Genomic DNA, 24,586 nt, shown 5'->3' with positions numbered 1-24,586 from the left:
ATCGTGGCTGACCGTGACCGCCGATCACGAAGCCGTCGAGCCGAGCTCCGGGGTGATGCCGAACGCCGCGCCGCCCCACCCTGCCCCGGTCGCGCATCCACCCGGTCCGGAACGGATCACCGGAACCGGAACGGACGGCGCGGACCTCGCGAGAATCGCTTCCCCGCACAGCGGGACAACCGCGGGCACCGAGGGCTCGGAGAGCCCGGCGGCCGAGCGGGAGCTTCCGGCGGCCCCGGATGTCGACTCCGGGGAACGACGCCTGCTGCTCTACCGCCACCTGCAGGTGAGCGGTCACCGCACCTATCTGGCGATCATGCGGCTGTTCACCTCCACACTGCTGGCGGACCTCTCCGCGGCGGAGGTGGCGGGAACGCTGGCGGTGGCCGAACGCGAGGGCAGGATCGCCGAGGGCGAGTCCGAACTGTCGACCGTGGTCGAACGGCTGCGCAAGCTCCGCGAATGGGGCAATCTGACCCACGGCAGACGCGAGACCACCGCGTCCAGCATCGCGGAGTTCCAGCACGGCAGCGTCCGCTTCCAGGTGAGCAAGCTGGGGGTGCGGGTACAGCGGGACGTGGACGCACTGCTGCGGGTTCCCGAGGGGGCCCGGGAAGTCTCCAAGGAGTTGCTGCCGGCCATCGAACGCGGGCTGAGCGGGATCGTGGAGCTGCTTCCCGAGAAGACGAGCGCAGAGACCCTGCCGGAGAAGACCAGGGAGCGCCTCTCGGAACAGGTGACCACGGTCTTCCTGCAGCACTCCGAGCTCGCCGACACGGTGCGCGACTTCTACGCCTACCTCGGCCAGGTGGTCACCAGGCATCACCTGAACGCGGGCGAGATATCGGGGTTCCGGAATCTGCTGGTGGAATACATCCAGGCGGTGGTCGAGGACGTGATCCGCCACACCGAGCCGATCGCCGCGGCGTTGAGCGTGCTGGCACGGCGTCGCGATCAACTGCTGGCGGCACTGGGCACCGTGGAGGACCTCGGTGAGGAGGTGGAACGGGCGCGCGGCAGGACCGGGGCCGACTGGCAGGAACTCACGGACTGGTTCCTGGACTCGCCGGGCAGGCCGAGCCAGGTGTCGGCATTGCGCGAGGCCACCGCACGCGCGATCGGCTCGTTGCTGGCCAGCGTCAAGCACGCCACGTCGGGCGGTGGCCCGGTACCGGGGCGCCGCAGTGACCTGCTCCACCTGGCGCGTTGGTTCGACGACTCGGACCAGACCGGGGCGCATCGGCTCTACGCCGCCGCTTTCGGGCTGTACTCCTCCCGGTGTTTTCAGCCCGCGCCACCGCACGACGGGGACGAGCACACCACCAGCTGGCTGGCGGGAAACCGCGTGGAGATCCCGGTCAACGTCCGCAACCGCGCGGACCGGAGCGGCAGCGGAGGTACCTCGCGGGTGGTGCACGACCCCATGACCGAGCAGCAGCTGCTGGACGAACGCCGAACCGAGCAGCAGCGACGTGCCGCCGCAGTGGAGGAGCTGGCCACGGCCGCGGAGAACCTGGCGGAGAGCAGGCTCTCCGCCGACGCGCTGGAAGTGCTTTGCGAACTGCTGACGCTGGCGATGGCCGATCGGGACGATCCGGCCGAAACCCGCACGGCGTTGGAACCGGTTCACCGACTGCGACTGCGAATCCGGCACGCCCCGGAAAGCCCCACCACGATTTCCAGCGTGCGCGGCGAACTGACCCTGCGGGACACGGCGGTGGAACTGGACGTCTCCGAGATGTCCGGGGAATTCACCGCCACCGGCTCCGCGAACCACGAGAACGTCACCGACGGAGCGATCCGATGAGAACACGGGAGACCTCGGTTCCGGGGTTCGACCGACTCGGCGACATAGACGCGGCCAACGTGGTGCGCTGTGCCAGGACCCTGCTACGCCGCCCGTTACTGCACGCGGCGAGCCAGGACGGCGACCTGCTGGGCATGATCTATCGCCACCGGGCGGTGCTGCGGGAACTGTTCGCCACCCTGCTCGGCTACCGGCTGGTGATCCGCAGGCGGTACGCGCGGTTGTACAAGTCCGGCCCCGGCCGGGACGCCACTAGGGCGGTCCCCACCCTCACTCCGCGCGGCTACGCCTACGTGGCGCTGACGCTGGCCGCGCTGACCGGGTGCGGCAAGCAGGTGCTGCTGTCGCGGTTGATCGACGACATCCGAGAGGCCGCGGTGGAAGCCGGAATCACGATCGACGACGAACCCGGCGAACGCAGGGCGCTGGCCACCGCACTGCGCCATCTGGTCACTCTCGGGGTGCTCACCGAGACCGAGGGTACGGTCGGCCCGCTCGCCAACGACGTCACGGCGGAGGCGCTGATCACCGTCGACACCGATCTGCTCGGTCAACTCGTGACCGGACCGTTGTCGGAGGCCGACGGTCCACAACGACTGGTGGAACTCGCGTCGGGCAGCTCGGGGACGCACGCGGCCACTGTGGAGCAGGCCGTGCGACGCAGGCTGGTGGAGGATCCGGTGGTGCACTACCGGGATCTGCCGGAGTCACAGGCGAACTGGCTGCGCAGGCACCGGTCCGGTGAGACCCGGTTGTTGGAGCGGTACTTCGGCATCGTGGCCGAGTCACGTTCGGAGGGCATCGCCACTACCGATCCGCAGGACTACCTCAACGACACATCGTTCCCCGGCAGCTCGACGGTGGCGCGAGTGGCTCAGCTCGCGATTCCGCGGCTGCTGGACGGCTCCGAGGCCAGGGAGGGCGATCACCGGCATCCGGTCGCGCGGGAGGATTTCCGCGGGGCGTGCGAGGAGCTGCTGGAGAGATATCCGGCAGCCTGGTCCCGCCGAGCGATCGAGGACCCGGATTCGCTGGTCACGATGGTGGTTGATCTGCTGCGGCGGGTGGGAGTGCTGATCCCGCACGAGTCCGGCGCTCCCGAGTGGTGGCTGCTCAGCCCCAGCGCGCACCGCTGGCTACCGGTCCCCGACGGCGAACCCGCCCCGGCGGACCGGGAGACGGAACCTCCCGCCGATACGGCGGTACCCGACCTCGCGTTGTTCGACTATCCGGAAGGAGAACCCGCCCGGTGAGCACGGAAGCGGTGACGCAGCCCGACGGCGCGGCAGGAGAGCACCTTTCGACCGCTTCCGGCGGAGACCTTCCCGGCCGGGAAGGTGTCGGGGGCCGGTGGCGCCTGCGGCGGGGCGGCGTGGTCAACATCTGGCAGTACGCCAACCAGACGTTCGACCTCAGCGGTGGACGCGCGATCTTCCAGGGGACCAACGGCTCCGGAAAATCCCGCACCCTGGAGTTGCTGCTGCCGTTGTGCCTGGACGGTGATCTGCGACAGATCGGCTCCAAGGGATTCGACACGGTCAGCATGAAGCGGTTGATGCTCGACGAACGTGAGAGCGGCGGCAACCGGCTCGGCTATGCCTGGGTGGAACTGGCCAGGACCTCGCCCGACGGCTCCGAACGGTTCCTGACCTGTGGAATCGGCGTGAAGGCCACCGCGACCTCGCACCAGATCAGCGATTCGTGGCGGTTCGTCACCGAGCGCCGGGTCGAGCACGACCTGCGGTTGATCGGGCCGGGAGAGGTGCCGCTGAGCCAGCCCCAGCTGCGCGATGAGCTGGGCCCGGAGTGCCTGTACGACGAGCAGTCCTTCCGGGCCAGGATCGCGGGCACGGTTTACGGCATCACCCCGGAGCGCTACGGCGACCTGCTGCATCTGCAACGCACGCTGCGCAATCCCGACGTCGGGTTGCGGGTGCAGGAGGGGCAGCTCGAACAGATCCTGTCCGACGCGCTGCCACCGCTGGATTCGACGCTGATACAGCGGCTGGCGACCTCGTTCGAGGACCTGGAGTCGATCCGCGAGAACATCCTGCGACTGACCACGGCCGACAGCGCGCTGAGCTCGTTTCTGACCACCTACGCGGACTACGCGCTGACGGTGCTGCGCACGCGCGCGAAAACGTCCCGTGAGGCGTCCAGGCAGCACGACTCGTTGCACACCACGATCGACGAGCTGGCCGAGCGGTACCGATCCGAACTGGACAAACGTTCCGAGAACGAGGAGCGGGTCGGCGAGCTGGAGCGCCGTGACCGCGAGCTGGACTCCTCGTTGGGGGCATTGCGGCAGAGTCCGGCCTACACCGAACTGCAGAACCTGCACGACCGCAGGGCACTGGTGGACAACGAGCGCTCCGCCGCGGAGGGCGCGCTGCGCGCGGCCGAACGGCACCGTGACCAGGAACAGCGCTCGGCCTCCACGGTGCTGGGCATGCTGGAACGACTGAGCTCGGACGTCGACGCGGCCGAACAGCACCGCCAACAGGCCGATGTCGGGCTCAGGACGGCGGGGCTGGACGGTTCGTTGGCACCGGCGATACCGACGATGCCTCCCGCCGAGGCAACGGTCCGCTGGGAGGTCGTGCGCGGCAGGGCCGACAGCGGTTCCGAATGGCTCGACGTGGCACGGCACGTCCCCCCACAACCCGACACCGAGGAACTCGCCTCCCGGCTGCGTGAGGTCGACGAGCACGCCGCCAGGGCGGTCGAGGCCGCACGGGAACGCGGCGCGTTGACCCTGACACTGCGGCAGCAGGCCGAGGAGACCGATCGGCAGCGGGCCGAGGTCTCCGACGCCGAACGGCAGGCCGAAGCGGCGAAAGTGACCGCCACGGAGGCCGCCGCACGACGCAACCAGGTACGGCAGGACCTGTACGACACCGCCGTGACATGGCTGGACCGGGTTCGGCGCTGGTGGCATGAGGGATCACTGGCGACGGAGGACCCGGGAATACCCCCGCCCCCGGAGTCACCGACGCCGGAACAGCTGACAGCCGACCGCTTCGCGGCGCGCGGGGGCCGGGAGCGAATGCGCGAGTGGGCGCAGCCGGTGCTGCATCGCGTGCGGATGCGCATCACCGAGCTGGACCGGAAGCTGGCGGAGACCCGTTCGGCGGTGTCGGAACGCGACGCCGAACTCGCGGAACTGCGTTCCGGCGGCGAACGGCTACCGCCCCTGCCGAGCTGGGCCACCGGGGAACGGGACCCGAGCTCGGGCGAGGCGTTCCACCGGCTGGTGGACTTCGCGGAATCGCTGCCCGAGTCCGAACGCGCCGCGCTGGAAGGTGCGCTGGAGGCCTGCGGGCTGCTCAACGCGTGGGTGACAGCCGACGGCACCGCCACCGACCCCACCACAGCCGACGTGGTGGCCACCCCTGGCGAGCGGCTCACCACGGATTCCCTGTCCGAACTTCTCGTCCCCGCCGCCGAACCGGACTGCCCCGTACCCGAGGCGCGGATCGAGGCGTTGCTGAGTTCGGTCGCCGTGGCCGGCACGGCGGGAACAGCGGTGCGTGCCGACGGTCGCTGGCGCAGCGGGGTGCTCTCCGGGGCGTGGCGCAAGGAAACGGCCGAGTACGTGGGTGCGGGGGCTCGCGGGGCCGCTCGGCAGCAGCGCATCACCGAGTTGGAGGCCGAGCTGGCGGAACTCCGGGCGGAGCTCGGTGAGGTCGAACGGCAGCGGGCCGACTCGGCGCGACGTGCCGAGTCGTTGGAACGCGAGCTGGAATCCTACCCGGACGACGACGAACTGTTCAGCGCGCACGCGAGGCTGAGCAGCGCAGTCGACGACGCGGACGAGGCACAGCGCACCGCGAACCGGTTGCGGCAGGCCCACGAACAGGCGGAGGCACGCTGGCAGGCGATGCGTTCCGAGCTGTCCCGGGCGGCGGGCCGAGCGGGGTTGAAACCGGAGACCGAAGCGCTGCAGGAGGCCAACCGGTCCGCCACGGATGCCAGACGGGCGTTGGAAACCCTGCGCGAGACCCTCGGGTCACGATGCCTCGGCACGTTGGAGCAGTTGGGCACCACGGTGCTGCACCACGACGCGACGGTCGCCGATCGGATGGCCGCGGAGTCGCTGGCCGAACAGCACTGCGCGAACCACGCCGAGCAGGCCGCCGCGCTGGCGGAGTTGACCGCCTCCGTGGACGACGAGGGCAGGCGGGTGGCCGAACAGGTCACCGAGCTGACGCGGGAGCAGGAAGAGCTCCGCGAGCGACTTCCCGAGGTCAGGGAACGGGTCTCGGCGGCCCGGGAGGAGGCCGGGAAGCTCGACGAGAAGTTGACGGCGGCTCGTGCCCGACTGTCCGAGCGCGAGTCGGAGAGTCGCGACGCGGCGAGCGCGCTGCGTCGGTCGATGGAACTACCGGGACTTTGGGCGGCGGCCGTGGCGGCCGCGGCGGGGGAACTCCCCGAAGAACCCGGTGGGTTCGAGGAGTCGGTGACCGCGCTGCTGTCCACCGCGGTCGCCCGCTCCTCCCCGGGCAACACGACGGCCAAGGCGGTGCACGACAAACTGCACCCGTTGCAGCAGTCGTTGAGCGGTCACTTCGACATCACCACGGCCGAGGAGGACGAGGTGCTGACCGTGACCGTGATCGGTGAGGAGGGACCGCTGCCCGTGGCCGAGGCCGCCGTGCGGGTAAGCCGCCGATTGGCCGAGCAGCGCGAGTACCTCAACGAACAGTACCGGTCGATCTTCGCCGACTACCTCATCCGCGATCTCGCGGAGCGACTGCGCGACCAGCTCGCGGTGGCCCGGGACCTGTGCGACCGGATGAATCGGGTGCTGGAGGGGGCACGCTCCAGCCAGGGGGTGCACGTGCAGCTGGAATGGCAGCCCGCCACCGCGCTGAGCGAGGAGATGCGGCAGGCCATCGAGGTGGTTCGGAAACCGTTCGCGGAACGCGGCGAAGAAGAGGACGCCCTGCTGCGTCGGGTCTTCACCGATCTGATCGAGTCGCAACGGGAGAGCGTTTCCGGTGGTTACGGTGAGATTCTGGCCAAGGCGCTGGACTACCGGGACTGGTACGAGTTCACGGTCCGGGTCCGCGACTCCGGCCCGGACAATCGGCAGCGGGTGCGGCGGCTGCGGCAGTTGTCCTCCGGGGAGACCCGGCTGGTGTCCTATGTGACCCTGTTCGCGGCGGCCGCTTCGTTCTATGACGCCATCGAGTCCGCCGCCCAGCAGCACGACCCGTTGCGGCTGGTGCTGCTGGACGAGGCGTTCGAGCGGCTGGACGACCCGACGGTGGCACGTATGCTGGGGTTGCTGGTGGATCTGGACATGGACTGGATGATCACCTGGCCGAGTGGTTGGGGGGTTTCCCCCAAGATTCCGAAGATGCACATCTACGACGTGCTGCGACCGCGCAGCGGGCACGGGATCGCCTGCACCCACACCGTGTGGAACGGTCGCGGTCTGGAGCGGACGGAACATTGAACGACCCCGAGAGCATTCGCGCCGCCTGGGACCTGCCGGAGCTGCGGGGACTCTGGGAACGTGCCAGGCAGGCACTGGAGGCCGCCGACCGTCCCCCGACGTTCCGGCTGGAGCTGCCGGACGAGCGGACCCGCCAGAAGGTGGGCGAGGTCTACGGTCGCCCCATGTGGGGACAGGGAACCAGGATCAATGTGTCCAAACTGGACGAATCGCTGCGCGCGGGCGAACACGGCGTCGAGCTGGAACGGTTGCTGGAGATCCTGCACGAAAGACCGGTCACCCGGCAGGAGTCGGGTACGCGACGCCGAGGCCGCGAACAGGACCGGACAGTCGAGGTACTGCACGCGGCGCTGAGCGAACACGGCCTTGCGGAACAGCCGTGGGCCGCAGCGTGGGTCGACTGGGTAAAGCAGTACGGACGGGTGGCCGACTCGGACCTGGACGCGACCGCTGCACACGCCGCCGCCGTGCTGGCACGTCTCGTACTGGACCCCGCACGGCAGCCACGGGTCCCGTGGTCGCGCACCGAACTCGCCGCGCGTTGCGCCGGGAACGAGTACGAGCTGGACAACGGGACCACGTTGAGCCGAGTGGTGCTGCGTGCCGCATCGATGGCACACGGCACGGACTCACCGGGCGGTGAACGCGAACGCCGGAACCTGTGGGAACGATGCGGAGTCACGCCGGACGGAATCTCGGCCACGGTGCCCTGCTGGGCACTTCCACTGCCGGGAGAGGACACGTGGTCGGGCATCGTGCGGGAACGCACCGAGCTGGGGCTGCCGACACACCTGACACTCCTCGACCTCCGGGCCGCCCCGGAACCGCTGGTCGAATCGGGCACCGTGATCGCGGTGTGCCAGAACACGCGGACGCTCGAAGCCGCCGTGACCGCCGGTGTCCGGCACCCGATGGTGTGCCTCTCCGGGCGTCCCGGCACCGTAACGTTGGAACTGCTCGACCGGTTGCGGAGCGACGGGGCGGTACTGCGCTTGCACTGCGACTTCGACTGGACGGGACTGTCCGTGGCGAGGGCGTTGTACGAGCAGCCGGGATGCGTGCCGTGGCGAATGTCGGCCGCGGACTACCGCGAGACGGTGAACCGGGCCGCCGCCCGGCGCACCGACCTGCGGATCCTGGACGAGAACCCCACCGAGGCACCGTGGGACCCCGAACTCGCCGAGGTCATGTCCAGCGCGGGCCGTGCCGTCGAGGAGGAGATCGTGCTCGACGATCTGCTGCACGATCTGCGGAACGGACTCGAGCAGCCGGGGTCCTGACGGGACAGGACCCCGCGATTTCGCGGGCTGTCGATTTCGCGCGAAATCGACAGCCCGATGGGTACCACTCATCGTCACTCACGAAGCGGGGTCCGCCCCGCGCGACACGAGCCGGCGAACTCAAGCGTCGAGCCGGACCTCGGTACGCAGCGGAAGGTCGGCGACGCAGCGTCCGGCGAGTACGGTGAAGAAACCCGGTTCGAAACTCCAGTCGTCCGCGGCCGAATTCCAGTGCCGGAACGCGGCGGCCTCCAGCCGCACCGGGACGCTCACCTCCTCACCGGGAGCGGCCTCGATCGCGGCGAATCCCGCCAGCCACAGTGCGGGGCGGTCCACAACCGACTCGGCACGCCGCAGGTACAGCTGCACGACCTCCTTGCCGTGCCGATCACCGGTGTTGGTCAGCCGCACGCGGAACAGGGCGTCCTCCCCGGGCGCGATTCGCTCCGGCCCCAGCAGTGCGGAGCACTCCCACTCGGTGTATCCCAGTCCGTGCCCGAAGGAGTACGCGGGCTCTCGCTCGGATCGCTGCCACGCCCGGTAGCCGATGTGCGGGCCTTCGGTGTAGGCCAGCGTTCCGTGGTCGGGACGGGTTTCGAGCACGGGCACGTCGTCCTGACGTAGCGGCCAACTGGTGGGCAGCCGACCGCCCGGCTCACTCTCGCCGAGCAGGACGTCGGCCAGCGCGTTACCACCCTCCTGCCCCGGGAACCAGCTCAGCAGCACGGCGGGGACCTCCTCGTGCCACTCCAGCTCGACCGGGGCGCCCGAGTTCACCACCACGACGGTGCGCGGGTTCACCCGGGCTACGGCGCGGACAAGTTCGCACTGCTTTCCGGGCAGTGCGAGCGTGTCCCGGTCGAAGCCCTCGCTCTCGGTCCGCGCGGTGGTACCGACCACCACGACGGCCGCATCGGCTTCGGAAGCGGCCGACACGGCCTCGGAGAACTCCCGGTCCTCGTCCGGACGTTCCGGCAGCAGTCCCAGTGTCACGGCGGTGAGCGGCGCGCCGGACACCCGATGGGTGGCGAGCACATCGAACGGACGCTCCGGTTCGAGCTCCACCGGCACCGTGACGTACGGCGGAGCGAGAACACCAGCTGCGGGATCCTCGCCTTCCGGCTCGAGCGTTCGCTCCAGCACCACCGAACCGTCGACGGAGAGGGTGTGCTGCCCCATACCCGCCACGCCGAGTTCGTGCCCGCCGCCCACTGCCGGGTGCACCCTGGCCACGACCTCGACCGTATCCGCTCCGTGCAATTCCGGCCCGGTCCACATCAGTTGGGCGGTGCCACGGTGCTCGGTGGCGAGCAGCTCTCCCCGCGCGTCGCGGAAACGTACCCGCACCCCGCGTTCCGAGGTCTCCGGATCGGTCAGCATCTCGGCCGGAACCGGTTCGAGTCCGTCCCGGACGGTCACTCCCGCACGATGCACCACCTCGGTCGTGGGTTCGAGCGCCGCGCGTAGACCCTCCAGCGGCGAGATCGTGTACTCCGGCACCACGCTGGAGCTACCGCCTCCCTGGATTCGGGCGGCCGAGGCGTTGTGGCCGAGTACCGCCACCCTGCCCAGCTCGGAACGCCGCAGCGGCAGCAGCGACCCCTCGTTGCGCAGCAACACCATCGAGGCCGCGGCGACCTCCCGAAGGATTCGGCTCCGGTCCGGCACCGTTGGCGGGGCACCACTCTCGGCTGGTTCGTCGAGCGCGCCGACGCGCGCGGCCAGCCGGACGATCCGGCGCACCTTCTCGTCGATGGTCGCTTCGGAGATCCGTCCGGCACGCACGGCGGCGAGCAACGGCTCGCCCCAGACTTCGGACGGCCCCGGCATGGCGAGATCGTTGCCTGCGGCGGCGGAATCCGTGCTGCGCACGGCGGTCCAGTCCGAAACCACCACCCCGTCGAATCCCCATTCCGTGCGCAGTGGAGCGGTCAGCAACGGATGTTCGGTCATGGTGTGGCCGTTCACGCCGTTGTAAGCGGACATGACCAACCAGGCGCCCGCGGCGACCACGCGTTCGAACGGTGCCAGGAAGGCCTCGCGCAGGGTGCGCTCGTCCACCCGGACGTCGACGGTGTAGCGCTCGGTCTCGGAGTCGTTGGCGACGTAGTGCTTCGGGGTCGCCGCCGTACCGGCTTCCTGCAGTGCGGTGACGTAGGCTTCGGCCATCCGCCCGGTCAGCAGCGGGTCCTCGGAGAAGCATTCGAAATGCCTGCCTCCGAGCGGACTGCGATGCAGGTTGATCGTCGGGCCGAGCACCGCGTGCACCCCCTTGCGCCGTGCCTCGACGGCGAGGACCCCGGCAGCTCGGGCGACCCTCGACTCGTCCCAGGTCGCGGCGAGAGCCGTGGGGCAGGGTAAGCAGCTCGACGGATCACGCTCGTCCCAGAACTCACCGCGCACACCGGAAGGCCCGTCGGAGAGGAACATGCTCCGCAACCCGATCGCGGGTTCGGCGGGGGTGTGCCAGAAATCGGCCCCGCTGATCAGTCTGACCTTGCGTTCCACGTCGAGGCGCCCCAGCAGTTCCTCGACGCGTTCGTCCGGGATGCGCGGTGGTCTCATGACGGACTCACTGCTCCTTCTCCGCGATTCGCGAATCACTTTCGGCCGGCAAGGCGTGATCGGCGGAGCCTACGGCATCTATCACACGGGAACCGACGAGCGGGGCGAGCCCGCGAGCGAGCCGACGATCCCCGGACGCGTTACGACTCCTGCCGTCGTCGATACCTCGCGACGTCGAGATCCGCCAGCACGCCGGTACTCCTTCGGGAAACCACGAGTACCGCGCCGCGGCTCAGGTGCGGCGCACGCCGTCAGCGGCGAGAGCGGAGTGGACGGCGTTCGTGGTCAAGCCTCGTCGTAGCGGCGGTAGAAGTCCTTGAGCAGCTGGTGCGCCTTACGTGTGGGGGAACCGGTTATCTCCACGCTGTCCGCACCCAACCGCAGGATCACGCTCTCCTGGTTGTTGCGTCGCAGCCAGGACTGCACCAACGCGACGATCTTCCGCACGCCCGAGCCGGACAGCAGACCGCGCACCACGAACTCACGAGTGCCCACCCGCTCGTCACGCATGTCGCCGAGGCCGGGCTCGTGCTCGCGCCGTCGCAGGGATTCGATCCGCAGCCCGAGCAGTTCGTGTTCCAACGAACGGGTGAGCCGATCCAACGCGGCACGGTCGGTCCCGGTTACCGGTACCAGTGTCAGCTCGATCGAATCGGCGTGTTCGGTCATGAACTTCCAACCACGTTCGGGAGTGCGAGCTGTCGTGTGCTCGCCGGACTCACGAACCGAGCGTACTGAAATCGATCACCGAGCTGGCGCGACGCGCTCGAACATCACCCGTTCGGAGCACCGGAGGCACGCCCACCGGTTCCCGAACCACAGCAGCCTCCGGAAGTCCACCTATACCGGGAAGTGCCGGGGTTCCACCACACGCACCCCTTCGAGGGAACGCACGAAGTCGGCGCCGAGGGCGGTAGCGGGGGTGTGCGTACCGACCGGAACCTCACCCGCCTCGATCGCGGTGACCACACGCAGCACCGCGTCTGCCGTCAGATCGTAGGTGTCCGGCCCGATCAGCGCGGCACTGACCGAGTTGCCCGCGGCGTCACCGGCCTCGGCGTAGACCTCCACCCGGCTGGCCGACCTGCTGCCCCGGTCCGGCCCTCGCACGAAGGCGTCGATCGCGGTATTGGCGATACGCCGGACCCGGGGTTTGCCGAACAGGTCCCGCGTGAAACGCGCGGCAGTCGGATTCATCCGATCGAGACCGGGCAGCCCCGCGAAGGTCGTGATGTTCCCGATTCCGGTGGTGCGGTAAGCCGTCGCCACATCTCCCCAGGGCAGCGAGGTAACGGCTCGCTTTCCTCCCGGAAAGTCGACCGTGCGTCTGCGCCAACCGACGGGCACGTCGCGCAGGGCACCTTCCAGCCGGACCCGACCACCCAGGGACACGCCCTCCAGCGCGCTCTTCAACGTCCCCGGACTGATGCCACCAGTGGTGGTGAACGCGAGATCGAGATCGGTGGCGTCGGGCAGTTCGGCAGCGACCATCGCGGCCAGGCAGTCGGTCGGAACCACGTCGAAACCGGAACCGGGCAACAGCGTCACCCCCGCGGTCCTGCTCTCGGCGTCCCGCGCGAAGACGGCCTCGAAAACGTCGACCTCGCCCGTGATGTCCAGGTAGTGGGTCCCGGTACGCAGGCAGGCATCGACCATCGGAGCCGAGGTAGCGGAGAACGGACCGGCGCAGTGGGCCACGGTGTCGACCTCCCGCAGGCACGCGTCGAGGCGGTGAGTGTCCCGCAGGTCCAGCGTCCGGTACTCCAGCCCGAGCGGCACGGCGGTGGCGGCGAGTTTGCGGGGGTCGCGCCCGGCGAGCACCGGTCGGTGTCCGCGTCGCACGGCGAGCTCCGCGAGCAACCGGCCGGTGTAACCGGTGGCGCCGTAGAGCATCCAGACCATGGGCCAGCCTCCGCGATCGACGGTCGGGGATCACGCCGTGACGACGGACGCACACCGTGCCGGACTCCACCTCGGAATCCGACACCGTAGCGCGCCGAGCGACAAACCTACCCGATCGAGGGAAGTGAGGAAATGATCATCCATCCCCCGAAAACCACGAACAGCGAAGCCGCTCCGTATCGCACCGCGCGCGAGGACAGGCGCCGTGCCAACAACAGCCCGGCGACGATGGCCAACGCATCCGCCACGACCATCCCCAGTGTCGAACCGAGCCACGTACCCAGCCAGTCGTGACGAGTGGCCAACGTGACCGTTGCCAGCATCGTCTTGTCGCCCAGCTCGGCCAGCAGGAACGCCACGGTCACCGCTGCCAGGGCGGCACGGACGCCGCGACGGGAGACGGCGGCGTTTCCGGACTCGTCGAGTTCGTCGCCACGCAGCGTCCAGAACGCGAATCCCAGGAAAGCCACGCCCGCGCAGAGTTCCACCCACCCGCTCGGCAGTGCGCTGCCGATTCCGAAGCCCAACGCCACGGAAAGGGCGTGCACGATCACCGTGGCCACGGTGATCCCCACCAGAACCTGCCAGGCACGGTATCTCGTCGCGAACGTCATGGCGAGCAGTTGCGATTTGTCCCCCAGTTCCGCGACGAAAATCGCGACGGAGCTGAGCGCGAAACTCACGAGCACGTGGGCTCCAAACTTATCGGGGCGGATCGAACATCCGCCGCACCTCACCACCGAAACCGGAGCGACCCCGTGCACAGGAATTTCGAAACGACAGCACTTCGAAGGACACGACTTCCGGTCGGCTTCGCCCACATTACCCGCATTCCCGTGAAAATCAACAGCGAATGCCGTACACCACAAGTCGAACCAATTTTACAGAACGACCAAAAACCAATTTCGCCGATCCGAAACACCCGTTTCCACGAGCCCCGAAGGAAAATAAGGTGCCGCACGAAAAATAATACGGCGCCCATCACCAAGCCGGTTATTGCGCGAGAAATCGACGGAAGGGGGGAGGTGTCGTACGCGCGTTCGTCTCGTTTCACCGGGGAACACGCGAGAATCCGACGGCGGCGTTCCGGATCGAGCCTTGAACGGAGCCCCGGCGAACGGGAAACGGTCTCCTTCGTGAGAAACGGATGCTGTTTTCGCAGCTGACCGAGGGTGGGCGCAGCTGGGATCGAACCAGCGACCCCCTGCTTGTAAGGCAGGTGCTCTTCCGCTGAGCTATGCGCCCTCGCCGATGGCCGACCCGTATCCTACAGGTCGGCCATCGTGAGGTGTCACGCGGATACTTCCGCGAGCGCCTTTCGCCAGGCGTCCTGGTCACGAGGCTCACCGGGCTGGTTCATCTCGGCGAACCGAACCTTGCCCTCGGTGTCGACGAGGAAGGTTCCCCGATTTGCCATGCCGGCCTGCTCGTTGAAAACTCCGTAAGCCTTGGCGACTTCGCCGTGCGGCCAGAAGTCGGACAGCAGCGGGAAGGTGTAACCCTCCTGCTCGGCCCATGTCTTCAGAGCGAACGAGGAGTCGACCGAGACTCCGAGCACCTGGACACGGTCGTTCTGGAAATCACCGAGGTCGTCGCGGACCTGGCAGAGCTCGCCCTGGCAGACACCGCTGAAGGCGAATGGGTAGAAGACCAGCAACACGTTCTTGTCACCGCGGAAGTCCGACAGCGACACCTTCTCCTTGTTGTAATCCGGCAACGTGAAGTCCGGCGCTGTGGCACCGACCTCGAGCGTCATGCGCCCACCCTTCTGTTCGACGGCAGCATTCCGGCGCCGAACCTACACCGATCGGGACGACGAGCGCACCGGCAGCCACCCGGTTACCGGTGCGTAGGAGTCGTCACCGCTTGGTCTTGGCGGGCTTTCGATAGGCCAGCCTGGTTCCCGTCCACGCGTCGCCGAGACTCAGGTTGGAGGTCTGCGCGAGGTTGGAAGTTGCGGCTGCTTCGGCGATGTCGCTGGGTTCGACGTGCCCCTCGAGGCCGGTCTTGGGCGTCATCACCCAGATGACGCCTTCCTCGGCCAGCGGCGCCATGATGTCGAGAAGTGTGTCCGTGAGATCGCCGTCTTCGTCACGCCACCACAGCAAGACGACATCGACCACTTCGTCGGCATCCTCGTCGAGCAGTTCGCCTCCGCAACGCTGCTCGATCGCTTCTCGGACGGTGTCATCGACATCCTCGTCCCAGCCGATCTCCTGCACCACCATGTCTGGCTCGATATCGAGCTTCTCGGCGACGTCGGTTTCGTTCCTACCGGCGTCTTCCGCGGCGACCACGGCTTTCTCACTCCTCCAATTCTCGTGTGCGCGGGTGCTTCACCCAACGCACGAGACAAGTTCGCACGATCTTGCCGTAAGCGAACACCGTCGACGGGCATCAACGCAACCGCAGATCGCACGATACGACGTATCAACACTGACAGTGACCGAACAGCGAACAGCATCCGCCCCCGCTTTCGAGGACGACACCGGCTTCCCGCGCGAGCGCGCGCCCGCGAAATCAAAGCGGTGTTCGTGTTGTCTGTTACGAGTCACGCCACGAGACTGACGGTACTACGGCCACCACACAACCCGGGTCGTGTTCGTACCGAGTGGTAACTGTGTCGGTTCGCATCCGTGCAGCACGATGGGAGACGATGAGGCTGCCGGATCGCGAGCCTCCGGCGAGCACGCGCACGACATCCTCAGGAGATCCCTTGACCCCGCACAACAACGAGACCGGTGGCGCGAACTCCCCACAACGCGTGCGGGTGATCCGAAACGGTCTGGCCTCGCACATTCCGGACATCGCTCCGGAGGAAACCGAGGAATGGCTCGAGTCGTTCAACTCGGTGCTGTCCGTCGCGGGTAAGCAGCGTGCCCGGTACCTGATGCTGCGACTGCTCCAGCGCGCGGGCGAGACCGGGGTGGGCGTGCCTTCGCTGACCGGTACCGACTACGTCAACACGATCCCGACCGAGCTGGAGCCCTGGTTTCCCGGGGACGAGGAGACCGAGCGCCGCTACCGGGCCTGGATGCGCTGGAACGCCGCCATGATGGTGCACCGTGCCCAGCGCCCCGGCATCGGCGTGGGAGGGCACATCTCCTCCTTCGCCTCCTCGGCGAGCCTCTACGAGGTCGGCTTCAACTGGTTCTTCCGCGGCAGGGACGATCCGGGCGGCGGTGACCACCTCTACATCCAGGGACACGCCTCCCCCGGTATCTACGCGCGGGCTTACCTCGAGGGGCGCCTGTCGGCCGATCAGCTCGACGGGTTCCGCCAGGAGTACTCCCACGCCGGGCCGGGAGGCGGCTTGCCCTCCTACCCGCATCCACGCCTGATGCCGGGGTTCTGGGAGTTCCCCACGGTGTCGATGGGCCTCTCGCCCATGAACGCGATCTTCCAGGCGAGGTTCGACCGGTATCTGCGCGACCGCGGCATCAAGGACACCAGTGACCAACATGTCTGGGCCTTCCTGGGCGACGGGGAGATGAACGAGCCGGAATCGCGCGGCATGCTGCAGGTGGCCGCGAACGAGGGACTGGACAACCTGACGTTCGTGGTCAACTGCAACCTGCAGCAGCTGGACGGCCCGGTCCGGGGCAACGGCAAGATCATCCAGGAGTTGGAGGCGTTCTTCCGCGGCGCGGGCTGGAACGTGATCAAGGTCATCTGGGGGCGGGAGTGGGACTCCCTGCTGCACGCCGATCGGGACGGCGCGCTGATCAACCTGATGAACACCACCCCCGACGGGGACTACCAGACCTACAAGGCCAACGACGGCGCGTTCGTGCGCGAACACTTCTTCGGGCGGGACCCACGCACCAAGGAGATGGTCAAGAACTTCACGGACGACCAGATCTGGGGTCTGCGTCGGGGTGGACACGACTACCGCAAGCTCTACGCGGCCTACAAGGCGGCGATGGAGCATCACGGTCAACCCACCGTCATCCTGGCCAAGACCATCAAGGGCTACGGGCTCGGAGCCCACTTCGAAGGACGCAACGCCACGCACCAGATGAAGAAGCTCGCGTTGGACGATCTGAAACTGTTCCGGGACAGCCTGCGCATCCCGATCTCGGACGCCCAGCTCGAGCAAGACCCCTACCTGCCGCCCTATTACCACCCCGGTGACGACGCCCCGGAGATCCAGTACCTGCGGCAGCGTCGGAACAGGCTGGGCGGCTACCTTCCGGAACGCCGCACACCGGCCAAACCGCTGGTGCTGCCCGGCGACAAGGTCTACGACGTGGTGCGTCAGGGGTCGGGCAAGCAGGAAGTGGCGACCACGATGGCGTTCGTGCGGTTGCTCAAGGACCTCGCCAAGGACCCCGAGGTCGGACCTCGGCTGGTGCCGATCATTCCCGACGAGGCGCGCACCTTCGGGATGGACTCGATGTTCCCCTCCCAGAAGATCTACAATCCGGCGGGTCAGACCTACACCCCGGTGGACTACCAGCTGATGCTGGCCTACCGGGAGAGCGATCAGGGCCAGATCCTGCACGAAGGGATCAACGAGGCGGGGTCGGTGGCCTCGTTCACCGCTGCCGGAACGAGCTACGCCACCCACGGCGAACCGATGATCCCGGTCTACATCTTCTACTCGATGTTCGGGTTCCAGCGCACCGGTGACGGCCTCTGGGCGGCTGGTGACCAGATGGCGCGGGGCTTTCTGCTCGGCGCCACCGCGGGGCGCACCACTCTGGTCGGCGAGGGGCTGCAGCACGCGGACGGTCACTCGCAGCTGCTGGCGGCCACCAATCCGGGAGTGGTCTCCTACGACCCGGCCTGGGCGTTCGAGATCGCCCACATCGTGCGCGACGGACTGCGCCGGATGTACGGGGAACGGCCGGAGAACGTCTTCTACTACCTCACCGTCTACAACGAGCCCTACCAGCAGCCCGCCGAACCGGAGGGGATCGACGTCGACGGTCTGTTGCGCGGTCTGTACCGCTACAAGCGGGCCGAGGACGAACGAGGCCCCAGGGTGCAACTGTTGACCTCCGGGGTGGCCATGCCCGAGGTGCTGCGCGCACGGGAGATGCTCGCCACCGAGTGGGGCGTGGCGGCCGACGTGTGGTCGGCGACCTCCTGGACCGAACTCCGCCGCGACGCGGAGGCCGTCGACCGGGACAACCTGCTTCACCCGGACGCCGAACCCCGCGAGCCGCACGTCACCCGGGTACTGCGCCCCGCGGAGGGACCGGTGGTGGCGGTCAGCGACTGGATGCGTGCCGTGCCGGATCTGATCCGCCCGTGGGTGCCGGGGGAGATGACCACGCTCGGCGCGGACGGCTTCGGATTCTCCGACACGCGTCCGGCCGCGCGGCGGGTCTTCCTGGTGGATGCCGAATCGACGGTGGTGGCGACGCTCGCCGCGCTGGCGCGTCGCGGCGAGATCGACCATTCCAGGGTGACCGAAGCAGCCACTCGTTACCGGATCGACGACGTGCGGGCGGCCGGACCGCAGACCTCGGAGTCCGGCGACGCTTGAGCGTCGTGGGGATCGCACCGCCACCGGTGCCCACGAGGAGCTCCGAGGCTCCGTCATGGGCGGACGGCGTGTGGGGCGAAGCGGGAGCGGATATCCCGATCAGCCGGTCGGGACGGTGTCGCTGCCGGCCTCCGCTCGTGCACGCCGCAGCCGGGCGGCGCGTTGCCGGCTGAACCAGCCGTGCGGCACCAGCGCCGCGAACACCAGGTAGACGGCCGCCGCATCCGCCTGACCGACCGGCTCCGCCCAGAAAATCGACTGTCCGAGAACGCCGACACCGTTGCTGAGCAACCACTCGGCGATCGCCCGCACTGCCCACTCCTTCCGAGCCATCCTTCGGGATTTGAGGGGGACGACACCGCCCCACGCGGCCCGAGGGCCGCACGAGGTCGGAGTGTGCGGTGGAACACGGCGAACCGTTCGCGCTGTCGAGGCCCCGTGCCCCACGCGTAGACTGGTGGCGGACCGATGCACCGCGCCCATCCGGTGATCGCGTCGTGGCGACGGCCCGTGAACCGCCGGAGGAAATCACCACGCTTCACTCCGCCTGTGGAGCTCGCCGGGCCTGTGAAGCTCGCCGGGTCTGTGGAGCTCGCCGGCATCTCGTCTCCAGGGAGAGTCAGGTTGAATGACACCGACCGGGCGATTCTCGCCTTCGAGAACGAGTGGTGGCGGCACTCGGGCACCAAGGAACGGCTCATCCAGGAGCGGTTCGGGCTGTCCGCCATCCGCTATTATCAGCGGCTGAACCGGTTGTTGGACGACCCCGAGGCACTGGCCACCTTCCCTTCCCTGGTCAACAGGTTGTTACGGGTGCGAGACGAGCGGGCCTGGCAACGGGAAGGCGCGGGCAGGGCCGGCACGGACGGTCGCGACACCCCCGCCTGACCGGTTTTCCCGCTTTCCGCGTGAGCGGTCCACCTGACCACGTGGTGCGAACCGAACGGTGTGCGAAGCTGGTCGATATGGCGGGCGGCAGTGAACCGGAGACCCACGGTACGAACGTGTCGAGGAGCGAACGCGCCGAATTGTCGGCCAGGACCCTGCGCAAGCTGGAGCGCGCTTCCGGGGGCCTGGCCACCGCGAGCATCACCGCCATGGAGGATCGGCTGGCCTGGTTCCCCCGGCTTCCCGCCGACCAGCGGTCCAACATACTGCTGGTGACCCAGACCGGGGTGTCCAACTTCGTCTCCTGGCTGCAGGACCCCTCCGAATCCATCAGGCTCACCGCCGAGGCGTTCCGAGCGGCTCCCCGGGACCTCTCCCGCTGGATAAGCCTGCGGCAGACTCTGGAGATGGTGCGTACCGCCATCGACGTTTTCGAGCAGCAGCTGCCCGACCTGGCCGAGGACGAGCGGGAACGGATCCTGCTGACGGAGTCGATCCTGCGCTACACCCGGGAGATCGCGTTCGCCGCCGCGACGTCGTACGCGGCCGCGGCGGAAGCCCGCGGCGCCTGGGACGCACGCCTGGAAGCGCTGGTGGTGGACGGCATCGTCCGAGGCGACACGGAGGAGTCGCTGCTCTCCCGCGCGGCGGCGCTGGGCTGGGAACCCTCCTCGGAGGCCACGGTGATGGTGGGTAGCGCGCCCTCGGACGACCCTCCGACGATCGTCTACCAGGTACGCAGTAGAGCCGCCCGCGCGGGCAGGTCGGTGCTGCTCGTCGTGCAGGGCAGCAGATTGGTGGTGGTCTTCGGCGAGGCCTCCGACGGGCGTGCCGCGCGGGACCCGGCGAGCACCATCGCCGAAGCTTTCGAGGACGGCCCGGTGGTGATCGGGCCGACCGTGCCCAGTCTGGCCGAGGCGCACAGGTCGGCGGAAGACGCCATGTCGGGGCTGCGTGCCGTGGTCGCCTGGCCGGAGGCCCCCAGACCGGTGGCCTCGGAGGACCTGCTTCCGGAACGGGCACTGGCCGGTGACCCGGAGGCGGAACGGCTGTTGGTGGAAACGATCGTGTCACCGCTGAACGAGGCGGGCGGCACACTGTCGGAGACGCTGGACACCTACCTGGAGGTGGGAGGCGTGTTGGAGAGCTGCGCACGGAAGTTGTACGTGCACCCCAACACGGTTCGCTACCGATTGCGGCGGATATCCGAGGTGACCGGACGCAGCCCGTCGAATCCGCGCGGGGCGCACACCCTGCGGGTGGCTCTCGGGGTGGCCAGGCTGGCCAGGTCGCGCGGAGGGTAATGCCTCTCCAGACCCTCGTCCCCGCCCTTCCACTCGCTCGGGAACGCGGCGGAGTGAGCACCGAACATCCAAGTGGCCGTCGATTTGCGGGGCCGAGGTGGGGCGCCCCCGGAGGTTCTGGTGATGTGGGTCGGGTGGTGCGTGGGACGGACAGAACGCACGGTTGCTCCGGCGGTCACTCACCGGTCACAATCAACAAGGTGGGCCGTGACTGGTAGCACCGTCGACGGACCCCCCTTTGTAGGGTTTCCACAAAAAATCGACATTGACTTAGTTGATGTCAGCATCACGTCACCCCGGCTTCGACGTGTTCAGTGTTGAGTGTGATCGCGCTGCTAGCCCCCGGCCAGGGCGCCCAGGCGCCCGGCATGCTCCAACCGTGGCTGGAACTGGACGGAACCGAGCGACGTCTGACCGAGTGGTCCGAGGCCACCGGTCTCGACCTCGTACGGCTCGGCACCACGGCCGACGCCGAAGAGATCAAGGACACCGCTGTCACCCAACCGCTGGTGGTGGCGAGCACGTTGCTCGCGGCGGAAGAGATGTGGCGACGCCACCCCGAGTTGCCGCTCGACGCCCCGGTGGCCGGGCACTCGGTGGGCGAGCTCGCGGCCGCCGCCATCGCGGGTGTACTCAGCTTCGAGGACGCGATGTCGCTGGCGGCGGTACGCGGCAGGGAGATGGCCGCCGCCTGCGCCACGGAGCCGACCTCGATGTCGGCGGTTCTCGGTGGCGATCAGGACGAGGTACTGGACCGGCTCGACCAACTCGGACTGAGGCCGGCCAACCGCAACGGCGCGGGCCAGATCGTCGCCGCGGGCCGCGAGGAGGCGCTGACGGAGCTGGCCGGAAATCCACCGGAGAAGAGCAAGGTTCGGCCGCTGGCCGTGGCCGGTGCGTTCCACACCGAGTTCATGGCGCCCGCGCGGGAGGCGCTGCGAGTGCACGCGGACAAGCTTTCCGTCTCGAACGCCGGACGTGCGATGCTGTCGAATGCCGACGGCACCGCGGTGACCGACGGGGACGAGATACTGCACCGGTTGGTCGAGCAGGTCGTTCGGCCGGTGCGGTGGGACTCCTGCATGGCCACTCTCGGCGAGCTCGGTGTCACCGCCACGATCGAGTTCCCGCCTGCTGGAACCCTGTCGGGCATGATTCGCCGTGACCTCAAGGGCACCAAGACGGTGTCGCTGAAAACCCCCGCCGACCTGGACAAGGTCGCGGAAGTACTGGCCGAACACGGCCGGGCCGACTCCGGGAGCGATTCGTGAGCAAACCTTCGACGTTGCGCCAGACCAGTGGCCCCGCGGCCACCCGGGTCCTCGGCTTCGGCAGCGCGCAGGGCAACCGGGTCGTCACGAACGACGATCTGACCCAGTACGTGGAGACCAACGACGAGTGGATCCAGCAACGGGTCGGGATCGTCAGTCGCAGGCTCGGCGAGGACGACCAGACGGTCGTGAGCATGGCGGTGGAGGCAGGCTCGAAGGCCGTCGCCGACGCGGGGCTCTCCCCCGCCGACGTGGATCAGGTCATCATCGCGACCTGCACCATGCCCGGCCCCATCCCGAACGCCGCGGCCCAGGTGGCCGACCGGATCGGGATAACGGCTCCCGGCGCGTTCGATCTCAACGCGGCCTGCGCGGGATTCTGCTACGCCCTCAACACCGCCTCCGACTTCATCCGCGGCGGTTCGGCGCGCCGCGTGCTGGTGATCGGCGCCGAACGGTTCCAGGAGTGGCTGGACTGGGAGGACAGGGCCAACTGCATCATCTTCGCCGACGGCGCGGGTGCCGCGGTGGTGGGACCGGCCGAGGAGCCCGCCATCGGCCCGGCCGCGTTGGGCAGTGCCGGTGACATGGTCGACACCATCTACCTGCGGGAGAATCGCTACATCTACCAGGAGGGGCAGACCGTCTTCCGGTGGGCCACCTCGGAGGTGGCGCCGGTGGCCGCGCGAGCGGTGGAGCAGTCGGGGCTAAATCTGTCCGATGTGGATGCTCTGGTCGCGCACCAGGCGAACCTGCGGATCGTCGAGGCCGTGGCGAAGAAACTGCGGCAACAGGGAGCCCGTGACGATCTCGTCGTGGCGCGTGACATCGTGCATTCCGGCAACACGTCGGCCGCCTCGATCCCGCTGGCGATCGATCACATGCGATCGGCGGGGGAGATCAACAGTGGTGACGTGCTGCTACTGGTCGGCTTCGGGGCGGGACTGTCCTACGGCGGCCAGGTGATCATTTGTCCGTGACCGGACGAAGAACCGGTCGGCACCTGCCGACCGACGACGTCGAGCGAATCGAAGCAGGAAGGAAACGAACGTGACGAACGAGGAAATCACTTCGGGCCTGGCGAGCATCGTCGAAGAGGTCGCAGGGGTCGACGCCGAGGAAGTGTCCGTCGAGAAGTCCTTCGTCGACGACCTGGACATCGACTCGCTGTCCATGGTGGAGATCGCCGTCCAGGCCGAGGACAAGTTCGGGGTCAAGATCCCCGACGATGAACTGGCCAACCTCAAGACCGTGGGCGATGCGGTTGACTACATCGTCAAGAACGCATGACGACCAAGGACGTTGTGATCACCGGGATGGGCGCGACGACTCCGCTCGGCGGGGACGTCGCGTCCACCTGGGACGGTTTGCTGAACGGCGCCAGCGGTACCCGCACGATCGAAGCCGACTGGGTGGACACCTACGAGCTGCCCAGCCGGATCGCCGCTCCGTTGGCGGTGGAGCCCAACGAGGTGCTGCCCCGGGTCCGGCTGCGGCGCATGGACCGTTGCGAACAGATCGCGCTGATCGCGGCACACCAGGCGTGGAGTGACGCGGGCTTCGAGCTACCCTCCGAGGAGGATCAGCCCGTCGATCCCGAGCGGCTCGGCGTCGCCATCGGGACCGGCATCGGCGGCCCCCTGACCCTGTTGGATCAGAACGAGACTTTGAAGTCCCAGGGGCTGCGCAAGGTCTCGCCGCTGACGGTTCCGATGCTCATGCCCAATGGACCCGCCGCCCACGTGAGCCTGGAACTCAGGGCACGCGCGGGGGTGCACACCCCGGCCGCGGCGTGCGCCTCGGGCTCGGAGGGGCTGGCCACCGGGATGGACATGATCCGCTCCGGGCGGGCCGACGTGGTCGTCGCCGGGGGAGCGGAAGCGTGCATCCACCCGATCACGGTGGCGGGCTTCGCCCAGTCGCGCACGCTGAGCACCCGCAACGACGAGCCGGAGCGGGCCTCACGCCCGTTCGACGTCGACCGGGACGGCTTCGTCATGGGCGAGGGTGCCGGTGTCGTGGTGCTGGAGAGCGCCGAGCACGCGGCGGCGCGCGGCGCCAGGATCTACGGGCGGCTGGCCGGGGCGGGCATCACCGCCGACGCCTACCACATCACGGGCAGCCACCCGGACGGTCTCGGGCAGATCAACGCGATCAACACCGCCATCGGAACCGCCGGACTGTCGACCACGGACATCGGGCACGTCAACGCGCACGCGACCTCCACGGTGGTCGGCGACGTCGGTGAGGCCGCCGCCGTCCGCAAGGCGTTGGGCGACGACGTGGTGCTGACAGCCCCGAAGGGTGCCCTGGGGCATCTCGTCGGCGGAGCGGGCGCGGTGGAGAGCATCGTCACGATCCTGTCGCTGTATCACGGCGTGGTTCCGGCGACCCGAAACCTGGAGAACATAGACCCCAAGGTCGAACTCGAAGTGATCTCGGGCGAACCCCGCGAGACGAGCGCGTCGGCCGCAGTCAACGATTCCTTCGGGTTCGGTGGACACAACGTCGCACTGGCATTCACCAGGAGTTGAGGCCACCACGAGCGTGGTGATCGAAACCGAACCACAGACACCGTCACCGGCAACCGGGGTGACGATTCCCGAACCCGACA

Annotated in this window: 18 protein-coding genes and 1 tRNA gene; 11 read left to right on the top strand and 8 right to left on the bottom strand. The window is 68.4% G+C overall.

The window, feature by feature from the left end:
- Positions 1-13 precede the first annotated feature (13 nt).
- The 4 genes from ACOQFL_RS12200 to ACOQFL_RS12185 are packed head-to-tail and all read left to right on the top strand — an operon-like array spanning position 14 to position 8,548.
- The gene (locus ACOQFL_RS12200; protein WP_435544239.1) at positions 14-1,807 is read left to right on the top strand and encodes a DUF2397 domain-containing protein; all 1,794 of its coding nucleotides are present in this window, start codon (positions 14-16) and stop codon (positions 1,805-1,807) included.
- On the top strand, positions 1,804-3,060 hold the full coding sequence (locus ACOQFL_RS12195) for a TIGR02678 family protein (RefSeq protein WP_435544238.1): 1,257 nt from the start codon (positions 1,804-1,806) through the stop codon (positions 3,058-3,060). The genes ACOQFL_RS12200 and ACOQFL_RS12195 overlap by 4 nt, the downstream gene beginning before the upstream one ends.
- Complete coding sequence (locus ACOQFL_RS12190; protein WP_435544237.1) at positions 3,057-7,268, top strand: TIGR02680 family protein; 4,212 nt, start codon at positions 3,057-3,059, stop codon at positions 7,266-7,268. The genes ACOQFL_RS12195 and ACOQFL_RS12190 overlap by 4 nt, the downstream gene beginning before the upstream one ends.
- Positions 7,265-8,548 (top strand): DUF2399 domain-containing protein, encoded by a 1,284-nt coding sequence (locus ACOQFL_RS12185; protein ID WP_435544236.1) that lies wholly within the window; start codon positions 7,265-7,267, stop codon positions 8,546-8,548. Before ACOQFL_RS12190 ends, ACOQFL_RS12185 begins: the two co-directional genes overlap by 4 nt.
- Positions 8,549-8,668: 120 nt before the next feature.
- Here the strand turns inward: ACOQFL_RS12185 and ACOQFL_RS12180 are convergent, their stop codons facing one another.
- The 7 genes from ACOQFL_RS12180 to ACOQFL_RS12150 form a co-directional block, all read right to left on the bottom strand.
- A complete protein-coding gene (locus tag ACOQFL_RS12180; RefSeq protein ID WP_435544235.1) occupies positions 8,669-11,113 on the bottom strand; it encodes a beta-glucosidase family protein in 2,445 nt (814 codons plus the stop codon).
- Positions 11,114-11,398: 285 nt separating this feature from the next.
- Positions 11,399-11,782: a hypothetical protein gene (locus ACOQFL_RS12175; protein ID WP_435544234.1), complete on the bottom strand. Its 384-nt coding sequence runs from the start codon at positions 11,780-11,782 to the stop codon at positions 11,399-11,401.
- A gap of 171 nt (positions 11,783-11,953) precedes the next feature.
- Entirely contained in the window at positions 11,954-13,015 is a 1,062-nt protein-coding gene (locus tag ACOQFL_RS12170) for a saccharopine dehydrogenase family protein (RefSeq protein WP_435544233.1), read from the bottom strand.
- Between the two features lie 107 nt (positions 13,016-13,122).
- Positions 13,123-13,704: a TMEM165/GDT1 family protein gene (locus ACOQFL_RS12165; protein ID WP_435544232.1), complete on the bottom strand. Its 582-nt coding sequence runs from the start codon at positions 13,702-13,704 to the stop codon at positions 13,123-13,125.
- A gap of 484 nt (positions 13,705-14,188) precedes the next feature.
- Positions 14,189-14,260 (bottom strand) — tRNA-Val (locus tag ACOQFL_RS12160).
- Between the two features lie 46 nt (positions 14,261-14,306).
- Positions 14,307-14,771 (bottom strand): peroxiredoxin, encoded by a 465-nt coding sequence (locus ACOQFL_RS12155; protein ID WP_435544231.1) that lies wholly within the window; start codon positions 14,769-14,771, stop codon positions 14,307-14,309.
- A gap of 103 nt (positions 14,772-14,874) precedes the next feature.
- Entirely contained in the window at positions 14,875-15,312 is a 438-nt protein-coding gene (locus ACOQFL_RS12150; RefSeq protein ID WP_435544230.1) for a DUF3052 domain-containing protein, read from the bottom strand.
- Positions 15,313-15,731: 419 nt separating this feature from the next.
- Between ACOQFL_RS12150 and aceE the strand changes: the two genes are divergently transcribed.
- The gene (gene aceE, locus ACOQFL_RS12145; RefSeq protein WP_435544229.1) at positions 15,732-18,509 is read left to right on the top strand and encodes a pyruvate dehydrogenase (acetyl-transferring), homodimeric type; all 2,778 of its coding nucleotides are present in this window, start codon (positions 15,732-15,734) and stop codon (positions 18,507-18,509) included.
- Between the two features lie 99 nt (positions 18,510-18,608).
- On the opposite strand, the gene ACOQFL_RS12140 is transcribed toward aceE, so the two are convergent.
- Positions 18,609-18,842, bottom strand: a complete 234-nt coding sequence (locus tag ACOQFL_RS12140; protein WP_435544228.1) for a hypothetical protein — start codon at positions 18,840-18,842, stop codon at positions 18,609-18,611.
- Positions 18,843-19,133: 291 nt separating this feature from the next.
- Between ACOQFL_RS12140 and ACOQFL_RS12135 the strand changes: the two genes are divergently transcribed.
- From ACOQFL_RS12135 to ACOQFL_RS12110, 6 genes are all read left to right on the top strand, one after another.
- Positions 19,134-19,397 (top strand): DUF3263 domain-containing protein, encoded by a 264-nt coding sequence (locus ACOQFL_RS12135; protein WP_435544227.1) that lies wholly within the window; start codon positions 19,134-19,136, stop codon positions 19,395-19,397.
- A 77-nt stretch (positions 19,398-19,474) separates the two neighbouring features.
- A complete protein-coding gene (locus ACOQFL_RS12130) occupies positions 19,475-20,701 on the top strand; it encodes a PucR family transcriptional regulator (RefSeq protein WP_435544226.1) in 1,227 nt (408 codons plus the stop codon).
- A 323-nt stretch (positions 20,702-21,024) separates the two neighbouring features.
- A complete protein-coding gene (locus tag ACOQFL_RS12125; RefSeq protein WP_435544225.1) occupies positions 21,025-21,972 on the top strand; it encodes an ACP S-malonyltransferase in 948 nt (315 codons plus the stop codon).
- A complete protein-coding gene (locus ACOQFL_RS12120) occupies positions 21,969-22,952 on the top strand; it encodes a beta-ketoacyl-ACP synthase III (protein WP_435544224.1) in 984 nt (327 codons plus the stop codon). The genes ACOQFL_RS12125 and ACOQFL_RS12120 overlap by 4 nt, the downstream gene beginning before the upstream one ends.
- A gap of 70 nt (positions 22,953-23,022) precedes the next feature.
- The gene (locus ACOQFL_RS12115; RefSeq protein ID WP_092630548.1) at positions 23,023-23,262 is read left to right on the top strand and encodes an acyl carrier protein; all 240 of its coding nucleotides are present in this window, start codon (positions 23,023-23,025) and stop codon (positions 23,260-23,262) included.
- On the top strand, positions 23,259-24,506 hold the full coding sequence (locus ACOQFL_RS12110) for a beta-ketoacyl-[acyl-carrier-protein] synthase family protein (protein ID WP_435544223.1): 1,248 nt from the start codon (positions 23,259-23,261) through the stop codon (positions 24,504-24,506). Before ACOQFL_RS12115 ends, ACOQFL_RS12110 begins: the two co-directional genes overlap by 4 nt.
- The last annotated feature ends 80 nt before the right edge of the window (positions 24,507-24,586 follow it).

Source organism: Actinopolyspora sabaoui, assembly GCF_051225635.1.
Taxonomy (GTDB): domain Bacteria; phylum Actinomycetota; class Actinomycetes; order Mycobacteriales; family Pseudonocardiaceae; genus Actinopolyspora.
This window is presented reverse-complemented; position numbering and strand designations above follow the sequence as displayed.